The 17,414-nt window shown below is 64.3% G+C and carries 10 protein-coding genes; 1 reads left to right on the top strand and 9 read right to left on the bottom strand.

Features of this window, described 5'->3' with window-relative positions; all coding sequences use genetic code 11:
• Positions 1–147: 147 nt before the first annotated feature.
• From ACH79_RS22595 to ACH79_RS44095, 5 genes are all read right to left on the bottom strand, one after another.
• A complete protein-coding gene (locus ACH79_RS22595) occupies positions 148–2,166 on the bottom strand; it encodes an acyltransferase family protein (protein WP_161852974.1) in 2,019 nt (672 codons plus the stop codon).
• Positions 2,167–2,256: 90 nt separating this feature from the next.
• Entirely contained in the window at positions 2,257–3,030 is a 774-nt protein-coding gene (eutC, locus tag ACH79_RS22590; RefSeq protein WP_161852973.1) for an ethanolamine ammonia-lyase subunit EutC, read from the bottom strand.
• Positions 3,031–3,036: 6 nt separating this feature from the next.
• On the bottom strand, positions 3,037–4,623 hold the full coding sequence (locus ACH79_RS22585) for a B12-binding domain-containing radical SAM protein (protein WP_161852972.1): 1,587 nt from the start codon (positions 4,621–4,623) through the stop codon (positions 3,037–3,039).
• Between the two features lie 134 nt (positions 4,624–4,757).
• Complete coding sequence (locus ACH79_RS22580) at positions 4,758–6,140, bottom strand: ethanolamine ammonia-lyase subunit EutB (protein WP_161852971.1); 1,383 nt, start codon at positions 6,138–6,140, stop codon at positions 4,758–4,760.
• Between the two features lie 127 nt (positions 6,141–6,267).
• Positions 6,268–6,465, bottom strand: coding sequence for a hypothetical protein (locus ACH79_RS44095; protein ID WP_246738068.1), 198 nt, complete (start codon positions 6,463–6,465; stop codon positions 6,268–6,270).
• 707 nt (positions 6,466–7,172) lie between these two features.
• On the opposite strand from ACH79_RS44095, the gene ACH79_RS22570 reads away from it, so the two are divergent.
• A complete protein-coding gene (locus ACH79_RS22570) occupies positions 7,173–8,879 on the top strand; it encodes a methyl-accepting chemotaxis protein (protein WP_161852970.1) in 1,707 nt (568 codons plus the stop codon).
• Between the two features lie 73 nt (positions 8,880–8,952).
• Here ACH79_RS22570 and ACH79_RS22565 read toward each other — a convergent pair whose 3' ends face one another.
• The 4 genes from ACH79_RS22565 to ACH79_RS22550 all read right to left on the bottom strand — a co-directional run bounded on the left by ACH79_RS22565 (position 8,953) and on the right by ACH79_RS22550 (position 17,361).
• Complete coding sequence (locus ACH79_RS22565; protein WP_161852969.1) at positions 8,953–9,831, bottom strand: transglutaminase family protein; 879 nt, start codon at positions 9,829–9,831, stop codon at positions 8,953–8,955.
• Positions 9,828–12,338, bottom strand: a complete 2,511-nt coding sequence (locus ACH79_RS22560) for a circularly permuted type 2 ATP-grasp protein (RefSeq protein ID WP_161852968.1) — start codon at positions 12,336–12,338, stop codon at positions 9,828–9,830. The genes ACH79_RS22565 and ACH79_RS22560 overlap by 4 nt, the downstream gene beginning before the upstream one ends.
• A 28-nt stretch (positions 12,339–12,366) precedes the next feature.
• Positions 12,367–15,639 carry a DUF2126 domain-containing protein gene (locus ACH79_RS22555; RefSeq protein WP_161852967.1) on the bottom strand — a complete coding sequence of 1,091 codons (3,273 nt, stop codon included), beginning with the start codon at positions 15,637–15,639 and terminating at the stop codon, positions 12,367–12,369.
• A 198-nt stretch (positions 15,640–15,837) separates the two neighbouring features.
• Positions 15,838–17,361, bottom strand: a complete 1,524-nt coding sequence (locus ACH79_RS22550) for a UxaA family hydrolase (protein ID WP_161852966.1) — start codon at positions 17,359–17,361, stop codon at positions 15,838–15,840.
• Positions 17,362–17,414 lie beyond the last annotated feature (53 nt).

Here is a 17,414-nt window from a genome sequence, read left to right as displayed (position 1 = left end):
TGACGAAAATCAGCGTTAAGTCTCTGATTTGCCACACCTGCCGCCACGGTCCCGGCGGATAACGACAAGCCCGGCGTGCCGGCGCGGTGCCACGACCTCCGGTCAATTTTTCGGGAAACCGCACGCGCGAGGCGAGCGAGGCGCCGCTCAGTCCTTTTTCTTCTCCGCTTCCGTCCCGGCGCGAAGTGCGGCCTTGAACGCCGCATCGAACAGGCCGGCATATTGGCTCGCATTGACGTTGGAAATATGCGCGGTGTCGCGGAAGTTGGCCTGCCCGTTCCGGACCAGATAGCAATAGCCGTGCTCGCAGACGACGGACAACGGGTCCACGGTCAGGAGATGCGGATTATCACGGTGCCGGTCGAGCACGCCTGCGAGCTCGCCCCGAAAGGTGCTCATCGTCAGGCCGGGGCTGGCCTCGACTTTCCATTCGTCGATCGCCTTACCCGCGCGGATCTGGTTTTCGATCCACCGCTGCGGCAGATCGAAGCCAATGTGCAGTAGCGGCATGATGAATACGACGGTCTTACCCGCCGAAAGCAGTCTGTCTACCAGAACAGAAACCTCAGCGGCGGTGCCCCAGATGCTGCCAAGCACGACGATGCTCGGCTCCGCTTGCGCCATCACGAAATCTAGCGTGCTGCGATTGAATTGCCGGCATGGCCGCTGATCGCTTGCATGGCGTGCCGCATCGTCGACGAAGGCCCTGCACCCGCTCTGTGTCGCGATTAGCCCGTGAATGCTGTTGGCCAGCGCCGCCGATGAAATCGGGTCGAGATACTGGTTGGCAAAGGAATCGCCCCACAGGATCGCCGATGGTCTGGCCGCGGCCGACGCGCTGCCGAAACTGCAATAGATCTCGGTCGCCTTCTTGGTGGAGTTTGCGTTCCGGAAACACTCATCGCGTGGCGTGTTGGTTCTTCGCGCGAGCTCAGCCGGCAGCAGGTAGTCCGGCAGCCTGCCCGGAAAGCCATGGTTGAGGAACGCCAGCGACACAAAGCCGGCGAACACCGCGAACGAGACGCCTGAAGCCGTCAGCAGGGCGCGCGGCGTCCAGAAATCGCGCTGCATTCGGACCGGTTGCTCGACATAGCGGTAAGACAGCGCGCCGAGCGCCAGCGAGGCCAGCACCATCACGATCTTCTGCGCGCTGCCCACGTCATAACCGCGCACCGCCAGCCAGCCCAAGGCGAACACCCAGATCGGCCAGTGCCACAAATAGATCGAGTAGGACCAGTCGCCGATGCGCTGGATCGGAGACAGTGCGAGCAGACCACCCTCGCCTGTTCCCTGCCGCGCCGCGACGATCATGGAAGCGCCGAGGATCGGCAGGATGGTGAGCACGCCGGGCCATCGCGCTTCCGGCAAAGGATAAATGGTGCAGGCTGCGACAAGCGCCCAGCCGGCAAGCGCGATGATTGGCTGTTCCAGCCATGACGTTTTCACGCCTTCCGAGCGGCGTCGGATCTCCGCGGCCGCGATCAATCCGCCAGCCAACGGCTCCCAGGCTCTCGCCTGCAGGGAGAAGAAGGACGATCCCGTCGCATCGTGCTGGCTTGCCCACAGACACCACGCCAACGACAGGGCCGCGAAGACCTGCAGCGCAACGACCACCGCATTGATCCCTGACTTAGCGCGCAAAGCAAGCCGCCAGACCAGGCCAACGATCAGTGGCATGAAGAAATAGAACTGCCACTCCAGCGACAGCGACCAGGTGTGCAGCAGCGGTTTGGTCTGGGCCGCCATGGCGAAATAGCCGCTGTCGCTCTTGAAGGCGAAGTTCGAAAAGAAGGTCAGCGCCGACAGCGCCTGGAGCAAATGTTTTAGATATTCGGCCGGCAAGGTCACGAACCAGCCGACAATGACCGACGCAATGGTCAGCACCGCAAGCGCAGGATAGATCCTGCGCATCCGCATCATCCAGAAAGTCCACGGCGAAAAGCGGCCGAGCCGCAGGTCGTTCAGCACCTTCGTCGTCATGAGATAGCCGGTGATGACAAGGAAGACGTCGACACCGACGAATCCTCCGGCGAATCCCGGTATCTGGAAGTGAAAGCCGACGACGGCGATCACCGAAAGCGCCCGGAGTGCATTGATGTCGAGCCGGAACCCGTCCGCACTCGCACGCTTGCCAGCCGCGCCTGATGTCGTCCCCGCCTTCTCCATAGCCAATCTCTGCCCGCTGCCTGGTCGCTTATATCAGGCGCGGGTTGGCTGACCGTGGCGGAGCGGCCACATGTCGATTCGTTTTCGGGCTCAGTCGATCGGCCTGGCGGAGATCAGCGCGGTTCCGCTTTCATCCTTCAGCGCCACGCCGGTGACTTGGCGCGCGATGGCTTCGCGTACCAGCCACGCGATCTTGAAGGCGGCTTCATCATAGCTCAGGCCCGCGCCGTGGATGTTGGACACGCAGTTGCGCTTCTCGTCGGTGAGGCCGATGCGCGGCGCAAAGGTCAGATAGGCGCCGAGACTGTCGGGCGCCGACAGGCCGGGCCGCTCGCCGATCAGCATCACCACCATCCGCGCCCCAAGCACCGCGCCGATCTCGTCGCCGAGCGCCACACGTGCGCCGGATGCGACTACGACATGGCCGCACCGGATTCCCGCCTCCGTGAAGCGCGGCGCGAGATGACGGACCAGTTCGATCGCGTGGAGATTGACGGCCGCCGGCGACAACCCGTCGCCGATCACGATCACGATCTCACCCGCGCCGCCGCTGCGCTCTTCCAGCGCGCGCCGCGAATCCGGGTCCAACAGGCGTCCGAGATCGGGACGGCGCAGGTAGTCGCCACGGTCGCGCGCCTGACCGGAAACCTCGCTGACCTCGAGGCCGAGGCCGGCCAATCCGGCAACCAGATGTGGCGCATCGAAGGCGGCATGCACGGCGTCGCGTGCGCGGGCGTGGTCGAGGGTGAAGGCAAGCAGCGCGTCGGTCGGCATGCTCGCGCCGGAGCGGCCGAGGCCGACGCGCGCCGGCGTCAGCTCCCGCAAGGCTTCGAGCGGGCGGGACGGCGGCGCCGGCGTTTTCATGAGTTATTACTCGGCAGGGACCGAGGCTTCGCGCAGCCGGATCGAATAGTTCGACGCGTTCTGCTGGCCACCGGAGGCTGCACGCGCGAACTTGATCAGATGATGCGCGATGGTGGCCGACCCGATGAACCCCTCGATATCGCCGCGCCGGAGCCGTCGAATCGCGAACTTCCAGAACACGCGCCTGTAGTCGCCGAGCACGCCGACCTGCCAGAAGATATTGCGCAGCATGATCAGCGCGCGGCGGATGTTGCGCCAGCTCTTCATTTCGGGTGCGACCGGCACCTTGATGCGGTTGGCATAGGTGTAGTCGCACTGATACTCGTAGCGCGCGAACAGCTTCTCGGGCTCGTAGGCGATCTCCATGCATCGCTTCCAGGAGCTGACGACGTCCTCATAAGGCATCAGGAATTCGACATTGGAATCGCGGCTGTCGTCGTCATTGAGACGCCCCTCGCGCTCCAGCCGGTCCCACAGCGGCGTCTTCGGCAGCGCCTGAAGCAGGTTGATGGTGAGTAGCGGAATCCGCGATTCATCGACGAAGTTAAGCAGCGCATCCGCGGTGCCGGGCTTGTCGGTATCGAGCCCCATGATGATGCCGGAGACGACCTCCATGCCGTAGGAATTGATGGTCTGGATGCCCTCGAGGATCGGGACCATCATATTGTGGTCCTTGTGCATCGCCTTCAGCGCATCGGGGTCCGGCGTCTCGATGCCGCAGAACACGGTGACGAACTGTGCCTCCCGCATCTTCTCGAGGATCTCCGGCCGCTTGGCGATGTTCAGCGTCGCCTCGCAGGCCAGCCGCACGACATATCCTGTCCTCTTCTGCCATTTGATCAGATGCGGCAGCAGGTCCAGCGCGGCCTTGCGGTTGCCGATGAAATTGTCGTCGACGAAATAGATCGTGTCGGTCATGCCGCATTCGCGCAGCCTGTCCAATTCGGCAACGATCTGCTCAGGCGTCTTCAGGCGCGGGTTGCGACCATAGAGGCCGGGGATGTCGCAGAATTCGCACTGATAGGGACAGCCGCTGGAAAACTGGATGCTGCCGAGCAGATATTTTTTCACTTCCGCCAGCTCGTAGGCCGGAATCGGAAACTCGGTCATCGACAGCCGGTCTTTGGTCGTCAGCACCACCTGCTGCGCAGGGCGTGACGGGTCTTGCGCCAACCGCGCAAGCAGCTCGTTGGTGGCGTCGCCGAGTTCGCCGACATGCAGATAGTCGAACGAGGGATAGTAATCCGGACACGCGCTGACCGAGGGACCGCCGATCGCCACAGGAAGCTCGAAGCCATGGGCGCGGCGGCAGATGTCGTTCATCTGCTGGCGCTGGATGTGCATGCCGCTGACGAACACCGCCTCCGCCCATTCGAAATCTTCCCTCGAGGCGGGACGAATGTTCTCGTCGACGAAACGGACCGGCCAGTCCGCCGGAAGATAGGCCGCGATCAGGAGAAGGCCCTGCGGCGGCATGAACGCCTGGACGCCGTCGGTCAGGGGATAAGCGTGCTCGAACGTACCGAAAGAAGACGTATAGCGCGGAAAGACGCACAGAATACGCCGTACCGTTCCGATGCCTTCAGCTCTCATCAAATTTCCTCAAGGCTGGCGCGAATTTAACCACGACATTGAAAGCTGGGCCAGAAGTTCTTCAATATTGTGACAGTCACAACTCGTTGTGGGTTCAATTGGTTGCACGAAAATCTGCCGGCCGGGGCCAGGGCTCAGGCGATCAGGCGTGAGGCAAATTCGGGCAGCAGACCTGTGTTCCCCGCAAGCCGGAAATCGGCGCCCGCAAGGCCGGACCGAACCAGCCAGTCGTCGAATTCCGGCGCCCGCTTCAGGCCGAACAGGTCGCGAACATAGAGCGCGTCGTGGAACGAGGTCGACTGATAGTTCAGCATGACGTCGTCGGCCCCCGGCACGCCCATGATGAAGGTGACGCCGGCCGCCGCCAATAGCGTCAAGAGATTGTCCATGTCGTCCTGATCGGCCTCGGCATGGTTGGTATAGCAGACATCGACACCGAGCGGCAGGCCGAGCAGCTTGCCGCAGAAATGGTCCTCCAGGCCGGCGCGGATGATTTCCTTGCCGTCATACAGATATTCCGGGCCGATGAAGCCGACCACGCTGTTGACCAGCAGCGGATCGAAGGCGCGCGCCACCGCATAGGCCCGCGCCTCGCAGGTCTGCTGGTCGACATTGTGATTGGCGTTGGCCGACAGCGCCGAACCCTGCCCGGTCTCGAAATACATCACATTCTCGCCGACCGTGCCGCGGCGCAGCGACAGCCCGGCCGCGTGCGCCTCGCGGAGCAGCGCGAGATCGACGCCAAAGCTGCGGTTGGCCGCCTCCGTTCCCGCGATCGACTGGAACACCAGATCGACCGGCGCCCCCTGCCCGATCAATCCGAGCGTGGTGGTGACGTGGGTGAGCACGCAGCTCTGCGTCGGGACCTGCAGCCGCGCGATGATGCCGTCGAGCAGACGCAGCAGTTCGCCGATCACGGCCGGGTCGTCGCTGGCCGGATTGATGCCGATGCAGGCATCGCCCGACCCCAGCAGAATGCCGTCGAGGATCGACGCGGTAATGCCCTTGGCGTCGTCGAAGGGATGATTGGGCTGCAGCCGCACGCTCATCCGACCCTTCAGGCCGATGGTGTTGCGAAACGCCGTGGTCACGGCGCATTTTTTGGCAACCAGGATCAGGTCCTGGTTGCGCATCAGTTTCGAGACGCCGGCGGCCATTTCCGGCGTGACCCCGCGCGAAACGTTCGCCAAGGATTCGCCGGTCGCCGCATCGGAGAGCAGCCAGTCGCGGAAGCCGCCGACGGTCAGCGACGAGATGGCCGCAAAGCCCGGGGCGTCGTGGCTGTCGATGATTAGCCGCGTGATCTCGTCGTCCTCATAAGGAATGACGGCCTCGTTGAGGAATTGCTTGAGCGGCACGTCGGCGAGCGCCATCCGCGCCGCGATCATCGCTTCCGCGCTGTCAGCGGCGACACCGGCAAGACGGTCGCCCGACCGCGGCGGCGTCGCCGTGGCGAGCAGCTCGCGCAAATCTGCGAATACATAGGAGGTGGCACCGATGATCTGGCGATAGACCATGCTGACTTTCCTGCGCCCGTACCCGCTCCGTTGCCTCGCTACCCTATCATCACACGCGCGACAGTGTGGAAGAACAGTTTAGGCGACTTTCGAGCGCGGCGTGGCCGCCCCGGCCAACCGCCTCCGGCTAGTTCAAGCTTATCTCATAGGCGAGCCCGGCGAACACGAACAGCGCATGGAACCTGACATTGCGCGTTGTCGCGGCCACCACACATTTCAATACGAATATGCCGATCCGCGGAAGATATTCGAGTCCCAGCGATTGCAGATGGGCTTGACCCTTTATCAGGGTGTCGACCACATCGAGCGCTTCCGCCAGCGCCACAAAGCCCGGGCGACCCAGCCGAGATAAACATACACCAGACCGCGTAGCGGCCGGGATGCTGGATCAATGCCGCGACGCCGCTGGCCAACCGGGTAACGCTGAGCCCGAGGATGATGGCGATCAGGACTCGGACGTGAAGGTAGAGATCGACATTGCCCAGCAAGGCGCCACTTTGAGCCATGAGTTCCCGTTCTCACGCATAGTCGAAGCTGCGCGGCGCCTGTGACAGCAGGCGTCACGTGATGGTTCGAGACGAAGGCTTAAGGATTTCGCGTTAGCCGCCCCGGCAAGACGCGGTCGACCAGATTCCGTCGCTGCGTTCGCTGTCTAGCTTGATTCGCTGCTCACGTGCGTGCCAATGCGGACGGCCTTCCCGACGAACGCTTGCGCTTGCTTGCGTCCGTAGGTCGCGCGGGCCCCCGCGTCTGCCGCCCGGACAGCCACCTCCAATTGCGCCGATATATCAGAGCCCGCTCCGGTCGCGTAAGGCTGCCGAATTTTCCCAGCGCGGCGACACACCCCATCCCTGTAATTATCTGAAGCTCCATGACTATTTGGGTTAGTTGCAGCTCGTCGAATTTCGCGCGTTAAGACAATCTCCATCAAAGTTCAGCACAATTTGCTTAAGTCGAAGGCATTTACTGGACCTGCTCCGGCTTGCCGATACTGCTGAATAGTAAAATCCCGTACCCGTTTTTGGTGACACCATGGCATCCCGGTTTTCGCTCGCGGCCAAATTGTATTCGATCTTCGCGCTGTTCGCGCTGCTGGTCGCCGCCATCACGGCGCTGTCCGACTACAACACCCGCCAGAACGCCGCCCTCACCGAAGCGGTCTCGATCGCCAGCCGCGCCGCGCTCAATGTCGAGCGCATCAATTCGCTGGTCTATGCGGTCGTGATGGAATCCCGCGGCATCTACATGTCGACAGAACCCCCGGTGGTGAAGAAATACGGCGACGGGCTGCTCAAGTTCAACGACCGCATCCTCGACGTCGTGAAGAACTGGGAGGCGCTGGTGCAGGCCGATGACGCCCAGCAGTTTGCCACCTTCAAGAAGCGCATCCAGCAATTCGTCGACTTCCGCAAGGAGCTGGTTCGCCGCGGCGTCGAGATCAACGCGGCCGCCGGGCGCGAATGGGGTGACAATGACGCCAACCGCGAAGTCCGCACCGCGCTGAACAAGGATCTCGAGGCGCTGTCCAAGGTCTACGCCGAACGCAGCCGCAAGCTGGCGCAGCAGACCGATACCAACCACACGATGGCCTTTGTGCTGACCGCCCTTGGCGTCATGGCGCTGGCGGTGGTGGTCATCGGCATCCTGATCATTGCGCGCTCGATTGCCCGCCCGCTGTCGGTCATCACCGCCACCATCAAGCAGGTTGCTGACGGCACTGAGGGCGTCGAGGTGCCGCATACCGGTCGCGCCGACGAGATCGGTGCGTTGGCTCGTGCCATCAAGATCTTCCAGGAAGCGATGGATCGCAACCGCAACCTCAATTCGCAGGTGCTGGGGGATTCCAAGGCACGCGACGAGCGTTCCCGCCACATCGAGGCCTCCGTCGATGCCTTCCGGGAAGCGATCGGCGGCGTGCTGCGCGCGGTCAAGGACAATGCGACGTCGATGCGCGGCACCGCGGAGACCATCGCCAACGTCTCATCGGAAGCAAGCGGACGCGCGGTAGCCGCCAACAGTGCGACCGAGCAGGCTTCCAGCAACGTCTCTGCCGTCGCCAGCGCCGCCGAGGAGCTATCTGCCTCCGTCGAGGAAATCGGCCGCCAGGTCCGGCAATCGGCCAGCGCCGTCGAGCAGGCGGGCCAACGCACCGAGAAATCGGTCGCCGAAATCGAGGGCCTTGCGGCAGCGACCCAGCGCATCGACGGCGTGCTGAGCCTGATCCAGGCGATCGCCGAGCAGACCAATCTCCTGGCGCTCAACGCGACGATCGAAGCGGCGCGTGCCGGCGATGCCGGCCGCGGCTTTGCCGTGGTCGCTCACGAGGTCAAGGCGCTGGCCGAGCAGACGGCGAAAGCGACCGCCGAAATCGGGCAGAACGTCGGCCTGATCCAGACCTCGACCAAGACCTCCGTCGAAGCGGTCCGCGAGATCGGCAATGCGGTGCGCGAGATCAACGAGGTGACTTCCATCATCGCCAGCGCGATCGAGCAGCAGGATTCGGCCACCCGCGAGATATCGTCGAATGCGCAACTGGCGGCACAGGGCAACGGAACGCTGGTGGTCAATATCTCTTCGCTCAGCGATGCGATCGGCACGACCAGCACCGCCGCGGCCTCCGTCCTCACCGCCTCCAGCGAACTGACGGCCACCGCCGATACGCTGTCCCGCGAGGTCGAAAAATTCTTCCGCAATCTGCGCGCGGATTCATCCGAGCAAATGCGAAAGACGGGGACGTAAGGCGCCTTTGGCGCAGTAGCCCTCACCTCTCGCGCTTGCGGGTGAGGGAGCGACGGCCCTCGGTCTTAGCCCCTCACTCCACCAGCACCACATCGACGGCGACGCCGAGCTTCTGCTTGCGCGATCCAACGATGATGCCGTCGACTGGCGAGACGTCGGAAAAATCCCTGCCGATCGACAGGATGATGTGGTCGTTCTCGACCAGCAGGTCGTTGGTCGGGTCGAAGCCGACCCAGCCGAATTCGGGGCCGCACCAGACCGACACCCAGGCGTGGCTGGCGTCGGCGCCCTGCAGGCGCGGCTGGCCGGCGGGCGGAATGGTTCGGAGATAGCCGCTGACATAGGCCGCCGGCAGGCCGAGCCCGCGCAGGCCCGCGATCATCACATGGGCAAAGTCCTGGCAGACGCCGTGGCGCTTTTCGAGCACTTCCCGGAGCGGCGTCGAAATCACGGTGGCTTTAGGGTCATACCTGAAGTCGTTGCGGATCCGGGACATAAGGTCGACGGCGCCTGCGAGGATGCCGCTGCCCGGCGGGAAGCTTGGTGCCGCATAGGCGGTGAGCGGCGCCAGCACCGGCACCAGCGAACTCGCAAAGACGTACCCGACCGGCGAAGCGGGACCAAGACTGGTCGCCTCGAATGCCACGTCGCGGATGCGCTCCCAGGGCGGGCTGGGCGCCGCGCGAGCAGGCGCCTGGCGCGAGACCGAAACCCGCGAGCGGGAATCGATCCGCAAATTGCGATGCGCGGTCTCGATCAGCACGCTCTCGGTATGAGTTCCGAAAAAGTCGCGCCGCACCGTGCGCTCGGCCGGCCGCGGCCGGATCTCGACCGAATGCGAAATCAATTGCTGCCCGTCGCTGCTCCGCGGCTCCAGTCGCAGCGAGCAGCGCGCAAAACTTACCGGGCTCTCGTAAGCATAGGTCGTGACGTGACGGATGTCGTAGATCACGCGAGGCCCGTCAGCTTCTCCGGCCGGCTCGCATGCGGTCCGTGCGGGAAATAATGCTGACCAATCGCATCGGCGAGATTGAGCAGAGCCTGTTCGAGCCCGAACATGGTCGTGACGTCGAGCGTTGCGGCCTCTCCCGTCGTCAGCGTCGCCTGCAATGCCACGGCCAACCGTTGCGGCCGCTCGATCAGGCCGTGCTCCTTAAGGCTCGGCAGGGCTGCGATATGATCGTTCAGCGTCGCCACCTGAAACGCGACCGAGCGCGGATTATAGGGATCGAGCACCGCAAGATCCCGCACCGGCGCCAGCGCCGGCCCAACCAGATAGCGCGAGCGGTAGGTGATCTGGCAATCCACCAGCGTCAGCAGAGCATCGAGGTCATCCTCGCCCGCTTCGTCATAGGCAAACTGCCGCGCAAACCGAACGGTGTTGATGGCGCGCTCGGCGCGGCGGCCCATGTCGAGGAAGCGCCAGCCGGCGGCGCGGTTCATGTTCTCCTGTGCGAGGCCGGCAAGGCTCGCCAGTTCCTGCAGTGTCAGTTCGGCGGCACTGACGACGCTGTCGTCGTCGTCGACCTGCAGCGCGAGGCGCTCCACCATCTCGGTGATGATCTGCCAGGCGTCGGGCGACAGCCGCTCGCGCAGCGAGCTCGCGGTGCGTTGCACCGATCGCACCAGAGAAAGCGCCGAGCCGAACTTCTCCTCGCTCTGCAGCGCCTCGGCGATGACCCGCGCCGGGTTGGTCCGCGTCGCCTGCGAAGTCGCGCCCCACGTGACCAGAATTCGCTGAATGCGTTCGACCGAATGCAGCGCGGTTGGCGCGCCGTTGGCCGGATCGCGCGTCGAGGTGCCGAGCGCGCGGATCAGCCGCAGCGTCGCCTCGGCGCGCTCGAGATAGCGGCCGAGCCAGAATAAATTGTCTGCGGCGCGGCTCGGCACCACGCCGGCGATCCGCCTGATCCGTACGGTTTCGGCGGCCGGCAGCAGCGTCGAAGTCGAGACCGCCTTGTCGGAAACCACCCAGACATCGGCCGCTCGCGCGCCGTCCCCCATCGACACCGCGCGGGCATCGGGTTGGTCGGCGATCCGGCAGAAACCGCCGGGCAATATGGTCCACCCCTGCGGGGTGGCCGCGGCAAATACCCGGAGCACAAACGGGCGCGGCGTGATCCGCCCCCGCTCCCATACCGGCGTGGTCGACAGCCGCACCAGTTCCTGACCGACGTAATCGATGCCGCGGTCGGTGATCGCCTGCCTGAGCCGGTCGCGTTCGTCGGGCGGCAGCTCGCCGGCAAGCACCGGCCCATGGCTGGAAAAGCCCGGAACGGCGCGACCATAGGCGCCCTCGATCGCGAAATCCTCCAGCCGCGACAGCACCTCCTCGCGCGCGGATTTCTGGCCGCACCACCAGGTTGCGATGTGCGGCATGATCAAGGTCTCGCCGAGCAGACGCCGGCACAGGCTTGGCAGGAAGCCAAGCAGCGCCCTCGCCTCCAGCACGCCCGAGCCCGGCATGTTGGCGATCACCACGCCGCCCTTGCGCACGACGTCGATCAGGCCGGGCACACCGAGCTGCGAGGAGGCATCGAGTTCGAGCGGATCGAGAAAATTGGAATCGACCCGCCGCAGCAACACGTCGAGCCGCTTCAGCCCCGCGACGGTGCGGATATGGATGCGGTCGCCGCTGACGGCGAGATCGTCGCCCTCGACCAGCAGAAAGCCGAGATAGCGCGCCAGCGTGGCGTGTTCGAAATAGGTTTCGCTGAAGGCCCCCGGCGTCAGCAAGCCGATCCGCGGCTCGTCGCGGTCGGCGCTGGCGCGCAATGAATCGCGGAACGCCTCGAAGAACGGCGCCACCCGCTCGACGTTCATCGACTTGTAGAGATTGGAAAAGGCGCGCGACAGCACCAGGCGGTTTTCGAGTGCGTAACCAGCGCCCGACGGCGCCTGCGTGCGGTCGTTCAATACCCACCAGCGGCCGTCGGGGCCGCGGCCGACATCGGCAGCATAGAAATGCAGATGACGCCCGCCGGGCGGTTTGACGCCGCAGACGGCGCGCAGATATTCGTTGCTGCCGGCAATCGCGGCCGCTGGCACCGCGCCCTCGTTGACCAGCCGGCCATCGCCATAGAGATCGCGCAGGATCATTTCGAACAACTGCGCGCGCTGCGCGATGCCGGTGGTCAGTTGCTGCCAGTCGGTCTCGTCGATGATCAGCGGCAGATGGCTGAGCGGCCACAGCCGGTCGGCGGTCTCGCCGGGCGCCCGATAGGTAACGCCGGCCTCGCGCAGATGGCGGTCGGCGGAGGCGAAGCGCCGCTCGATATCGACCGGCGAAAGCGCCGCAAAGGCATCGAAGAAGCGGGCCCAGGCGGCGCGGGGCGCGCCATCAGGCCCGATATATTCGTCAGGGATTCCGGGCAGACGCGCATAGTCGCGCGTCCATTGCGCCATCCGGCGCTGGCCCGGACGGGCCTTGCTCTCCTGACTGTTGCCCTGGCCTGACATTCCGATTCCCCGAGACCGTCGCTGCCGATTAGATCAGGAGCGGCGTCCTCAAGTCGAGTGTCAAAGGGAATTCAATGGTGCGTTCCTCGGGCGGCGGCTCGATTTTGCCCGGGGTATGGCCGTGATCCTGAAACCGGGCCAACCGGCGGGCTTCCGCCTCGTAGGAATTGACCGGCTTGGTGTCGTAGTTGCGGCCGCCGGGATGGGCGACGTGATAGACGCAGCCGCCGAGCGAGCGGCCGTTCCAGCTATCAATTAAGTCAAATGTCAGCGGCGCGTGCACCGGAATGGTCGGATGCAGCCCCGAGGCCGGCTGCCAGGCCTTGAAACGGACGGCGGCGACCGCCTCACTGGCGCGGCCGGTTGGCGTCATCGGCATCCGCCGGCCGTTGCAGGTCACGACATGGCGTCCCTCGACAAAGCCGGTCGCCTTGACCTGCAACCGCTCCACCGAGGAATCGACATAGCGCACGGTGCCGCCGGCCGAGCCCTCTTCGCCGAGCACGTGCCATGGCTCCAGCGCCTGCCGCAATTCCAGCGCAACGCCGCCATGATGGACGCGGCCGAACACCGGAAACCGAAACTCGAGCTGCGCCGAATACCATTCCGGCGAGAAATCGTAGCCTGACAGCCTGAGCTCATCGAGCACGCCGAGAAAATCCTCCCAGAGGAAATGCGGCAGCATGAAGCGATCATGCAGCGTGGTGCCCCAGCGCACGAACTTGCCCTGTTGCGGTTCGCGCCAGAGCTTTGCGATCAGCGCGCGGATCAGTAATTGCTGCGCCAGCGACATCCGCGGGTCCGGCGGCATTTCGAGCGCGCGGAATTCGACCAGCCCGAGGCGACCGGTCGGGCCATCAGGCGAATAGAGCTTGTCGATACAGATTTCGGCGCGGTGGGTGTTACCGGTGATATCGACCAGGATGTGCCGGAACAGGCGATCGACCAGCCATAGCGGCGCCTCGATGCCGGGCGGCGGCACATGCGAGAGCGCGATCTCCAGTTCATAGAGCCCGTCATGCCGCGCTTCGTCGATCCGCGGCGCCTGGCTGGTCGGGCCGATGAACATGCCGGAGAACAAGTACGACAGCGACGGATGGCGCTGCCAGTACAGCACGAGGCTTTTCAGCAAATCCGGACGGCGCAGGAACGGCGAAGCTTCCGGTGTCGAGCCGCCGACCACGACATGATTGCCGCCGCCGGTGCCGGTGTGACGGCCGTCGACCAGAAAGCGGTTGGCGCCGAGCCGGACTTTTGCGGCGTCTTCGTACAGGCCGAAGGTGATATCGACCGCCTCGCGCCAGCTTTGCGCCGGCTGGACGTTGATCTCGATGACGCCGGGATCGGGCGTCACCTTGATGACCTCGATGCGCGGATCGTAGGGCGGTCCATAGCCCTCGACATGGACCGGAATCTGCATCTCCTCGGCGGTCGCCTCCACCGCCGCGATCAGTTCGAGATAGTGTTCGACCTTCTCGACCGGCGGCATGAAGACGCACAACACGCCGTCGCGGATTTCGACCGATGTTGCCGTGCGCACCGGCTTCGTCTTTTTCGGCTTCCGCACCAGCCGCGAGGGCACGCCCTCCGCCACCGCGTCCTTGTCTTCCGTCGCCAGTTCGAGCCGCGGCTCCATCGGATCCTGCTCGACGATGTAAGGATATTCTTCCGGCTCGATATGCGGCAGCGAGGCCATGGGCAGCCGCAGCCCGAGCGGAGAGTCGCCCGGGATCAGGAAAAGATGGCTGCGCCGAAGCTGCCAGCGCTCGCTCATCCAGCCCGAACCGTCGCCGTCCGCGTGCTGGATCGGTAACACGACCCCTCTGGCCTTGTTGAGCCCTTCATCGAACACCCGCGCCATGCGCGAGCGCTCTTCCACGTCGGAAAGCCTGGAGTCGCTGGGATCGACATTGACCGGAAGTGCGGCTTCCTTCTGCAGCCAGTGCACGGGATCTTCATAGGCTGATATAACGTAATCGACGCCGAGCCCGAGCCGCTTCGCGGTGCCTTCCATAAGGGCTTTGGCGTCTTCGATCCCAGCCTTGCTGGGATTTTCGATCGTCGCGATCAGATCGGCGTTCTTCCAGATCGGCGCGCCGTCCTTGCGCCAATAGAGGCCGAACGCCCAGCGCGGCAGGCTTTCGCCCGGATACCATTTGCCCTGCCCGTAATGTAGGAGCCCGCCCGGCGCAAAGCGCGCACGCAGTTTCCGGATCAGTTCATCCGCCAGCGCCTGCTTGGTCGGGCCGATGGCGGCGATGTTCCATTCCGGCGATTCCAGATCGTCGACCGAGACGAAGGTCGGCTCGCCGCCCATGGTCAGTCGCACGTCATCCCGTTTGAGGTCGGCATCGACCTGTTCGCCAAGACTGTCGAGACGCGCCCAGGATTCATCCGAGAACGGCCGCGTGATCCGCGGCGCCTCGCGGATGCGCTTGACGCTCATCTCGAAGCCAAAATCGACATTGGCGAAGCCGGCGCTGCCGGAGATCGGCGCCGCCGAGCGATAGTGCGGCGTGGCGGCGACGGGAATGTGCCCCTCGCCCGTCAGCATGCCCGAGGTGACGTCGAACCCGATCCACCCCGCGCCGGGAAGATAGACCTCGGCCCAGGCGTGCAGATCGGTGAAATCGCTCTCGACCTCGCGCGGGCCTTCCACCGGATCGATGTCGGGCCGCAATTGCATGAGATAGCCGGAGACAAAACGCGCCGCGAGGCCAAGATGACGGAAGATCTGGATCAACAGCCACGCCGAGTCGCGGCACGAGCCGGAGCCGGCAGCCAGTGTCTCCTCCGGCGTCTGAATGCCCGGCTCCATCCGGATGACGTAGCTGATCTTTTTCTGCAGTTGCGCGTTGAGGTCGACCAGGAAATTGACGGTGCTGTCGGCTTCGCGCGGAATCTCCTTCAAGTACGCCGCGAACAGCGGCCCCTGCTCTGACGTGGCGAGATAAGGCGCCAGCTCGGTCTTGAGATCGTTGGGGTATTGGAACGGAAAGGCGTTGGCGTAAGGCTCGACAAAGAAGTCGAAGGGATTGACCACCGTCATCTGCGCGGTGAAATCGACTTCGACCTTTAGTTCGGTCGCCTTCTCCGGAAACACGAATCGCGCCAGCCAGTTGCCCTGCGGGTCCTGCTGCCAGTTCACGAAATGATTTGATGGCGTGACTTTGAGCGAATAGCTCAGGATCGGCGTGCGCGTATGCGGCGCCGGGCGCAGGCGAACGGTTTGCGGGCCGAGATCAATCGGTCGGTCGTATTTGTAGTGCGTGACGTGATGAAGTGCGACGAAGATCGACACGGACCGGAAACTCCAGCGGCTTTTTTAAGCAGAACACCGGTTCCGGGTGGGATCAAGCACTAACAACGGGCATGGAGTGCCTATGGGAAGTGCTAACGTTTGACGCCGTCATTCCGGGATGGTCCGTAGGACCAGACCCGGAATCTCGAGGTTCCGGGTTCGATGCTTCGCATCGCCCCGGAACGACGAACTAATCACTTACATCGTCGCCCCGATCACCCACGGCGCGAACTCGGCGCTGCCGAAATCGAAGCTCTCGCTCTTGGTCGGCTGGCCCGATGCTGTCTTCAGCATCAGCTCGAAAATGCGCTGGCCGCATTGCTGCACGGTTTCCTCACCGTCGAGGATGGTGCCGCAATTGACGTCCATGTCGTCTTCCATCCGCTTGTACATCGGCGTGTTGGTGGCGAGCTTGATCGAGGGCGCGGGCTTGCAGCCGAACACGCTTCCGCGGCCGGTGGTGAAGCAGACCATGTTGGCGCCGCCGGCCACCTGCCCGGTCGCAGCAACCGGGTCGTAGCCGGGCGTATCCATAAAGACAAAGCCCTTCTTGGTGATGGGCTCGGCGTAATTGAGCACGTCGACAAGATTGGTGCTGCCGGCCTTGGCCATCGCGCCCAGTGATTTCTCGAGGATCGTGGTGAGGCCTCCAGCCTTGTTGCCGGGGCTCGGATTGGCGTTCATCTCGGCGCCTTCGCGCCTGGTGTATTCCTCCCACCAGCGCATCAGGCCGACAAGCTTTTCGCCGACCTCGCGGCTGACCGCGCGCCGGGTCAGGAGATGTTCGGCGCCGTAGGTCTCGGGCGTCTCGGAGAGGATCACGGTGCCGCCGTGGCGCACGAGGAGATCGCTCGCCGCGCCCAGCGCCGGATTGGCCGAGACGCCGGAGTAGCCATCGGATCCGCCACATTGCAGGGCGACCGTCAGCTCGCTGGCCGGCACGGGCTCGCGCTTCACTCTATTGGCGTCGGTCAGCGCCTCCTTCACGAAGGCGACGCCGGCTTCCACCGTCTTGCGGGTGCCGCCGACCTCCTGGATGTCCATTGCGCGCAGGCGGCCGGCGAGCTTCTGCTCCTCCATCAGCCCGCCGATCTGGTTGACCTCGCAGCCAAGCCCGAGCACGACCACATGGGAGAAATTCGCATGCCGCGCGTAGCCGCCGAGCGTCCGGCGAAGCAGCGCCAGCGGTTCATTCTGCGTCATTCCGCAGCCGGTCTTGTGGGTCAGCGCCACCACGCCGTCAACATTCGGGAAATCGGCCAGCGGGTTATCGCCGGTAAATGGATTCTTCTTGAACATGTCGGCGACAATGCCGGCGACATGGGCGCTGCAATTCACCGAGGTCAGAATGCCGATATAGTTGCGCGTCGCCACGCGGCCGTCGGCGCGCCGGATGCCGTCGAAGGTCGCGGGCAGATCGAAGTTCGGCACCGGCTTGACGTCGACGCCATAGGCGTAGTCCTTGGAAAAATCACCCATGCCGCAGTTTTGGGTGTGCACGTGCTGGCCCGGCGCAATCGGCGCGGTGGCAAAGCCGATGATCTGGCCGTAACGGCGCACCGGCTCGCCCATGGCGATCGGCCTGATGGCGACCTTGTGACCGGCGGGTATCCGCTCGACCGTGGTGACGCCGTCGGCCACCACCATGCCGGGCGGCAGGCTCGCGCGCGCGATCAGCACGCCATCGTCAGGGTGCAGGCGGATCACGGGTGCGGGGGTCATGTCGGTGTCTCCTGTGAAGTGGGCGAATAGCGAATGGCGAGTAGCGAATGGTG

Source organism: Bradyrhizobium sp. CCBAU 051011, from assembly GCF_009930815.1.
GTDB lineage: Bacteria > Pseudomonadota > Alphaproteobacteria > Rhizobiales > Xanthobacteraceae > Bradyrhizobium.
Note: the sequence above shows the minus strand (reverse complement) of the source record. Positions and strands in the feature narration are given on the sequence as shown.

Bases quoted from the DNA above. Each gene is read 5' to 3' on its own strand.
- ACH79_RS22595 (WP_161852974.1), bottom strand. From the start codon at position 2,166: ATGGAGAAGGCGGGGACGACATCAGGCGCGGCTGGCAAGCGTGCGAGT.
- eutC (WP_161852973.1), bottom strand. From the start codon at position 3,030: ATGAAAACGCCGGCGCCGCCGTCCCGCCCGCTCGAAGCCTTGCGGGAG.
- ACH79_RS22585 (WP_161852972.1), bottom strand. From the start codon at position 4,623: ATGAGAGCTGAAGGCATCGGAACGGTACGGCGTATTCTGTGCGTCTTT.
- ACH79_RS22580 (WP_161852971.1), bottom strand. From the start codon at position 6,140: ATGGTCTATCGCCAGATCATCGGTGCCACCTCCTATGTATTCGCAGAT.
- ACH79_RS22570 (WP_161852970.1), top strand. From the start codon at position 7,173: ATGGCATCCCGGTTTTCGCTCGCGGCCAAATTGTATTCGATCTTCGCG.
- ACH79_RS22560 (WP_161852968.1), bottom strand. From the start codon at position 12,338: ATGTCAGGCCAGGGCAACAGTCAGGAGAGCAAGGCCCGTCCGGGCCAG.
- ACH79_RS22550 (WP_161852966.1), bottom strand. From the start codon at position 17,361: ATGACCCCCGCACCCGTGATCCGCCTGCACCCTGACGATGGCGTGCTG.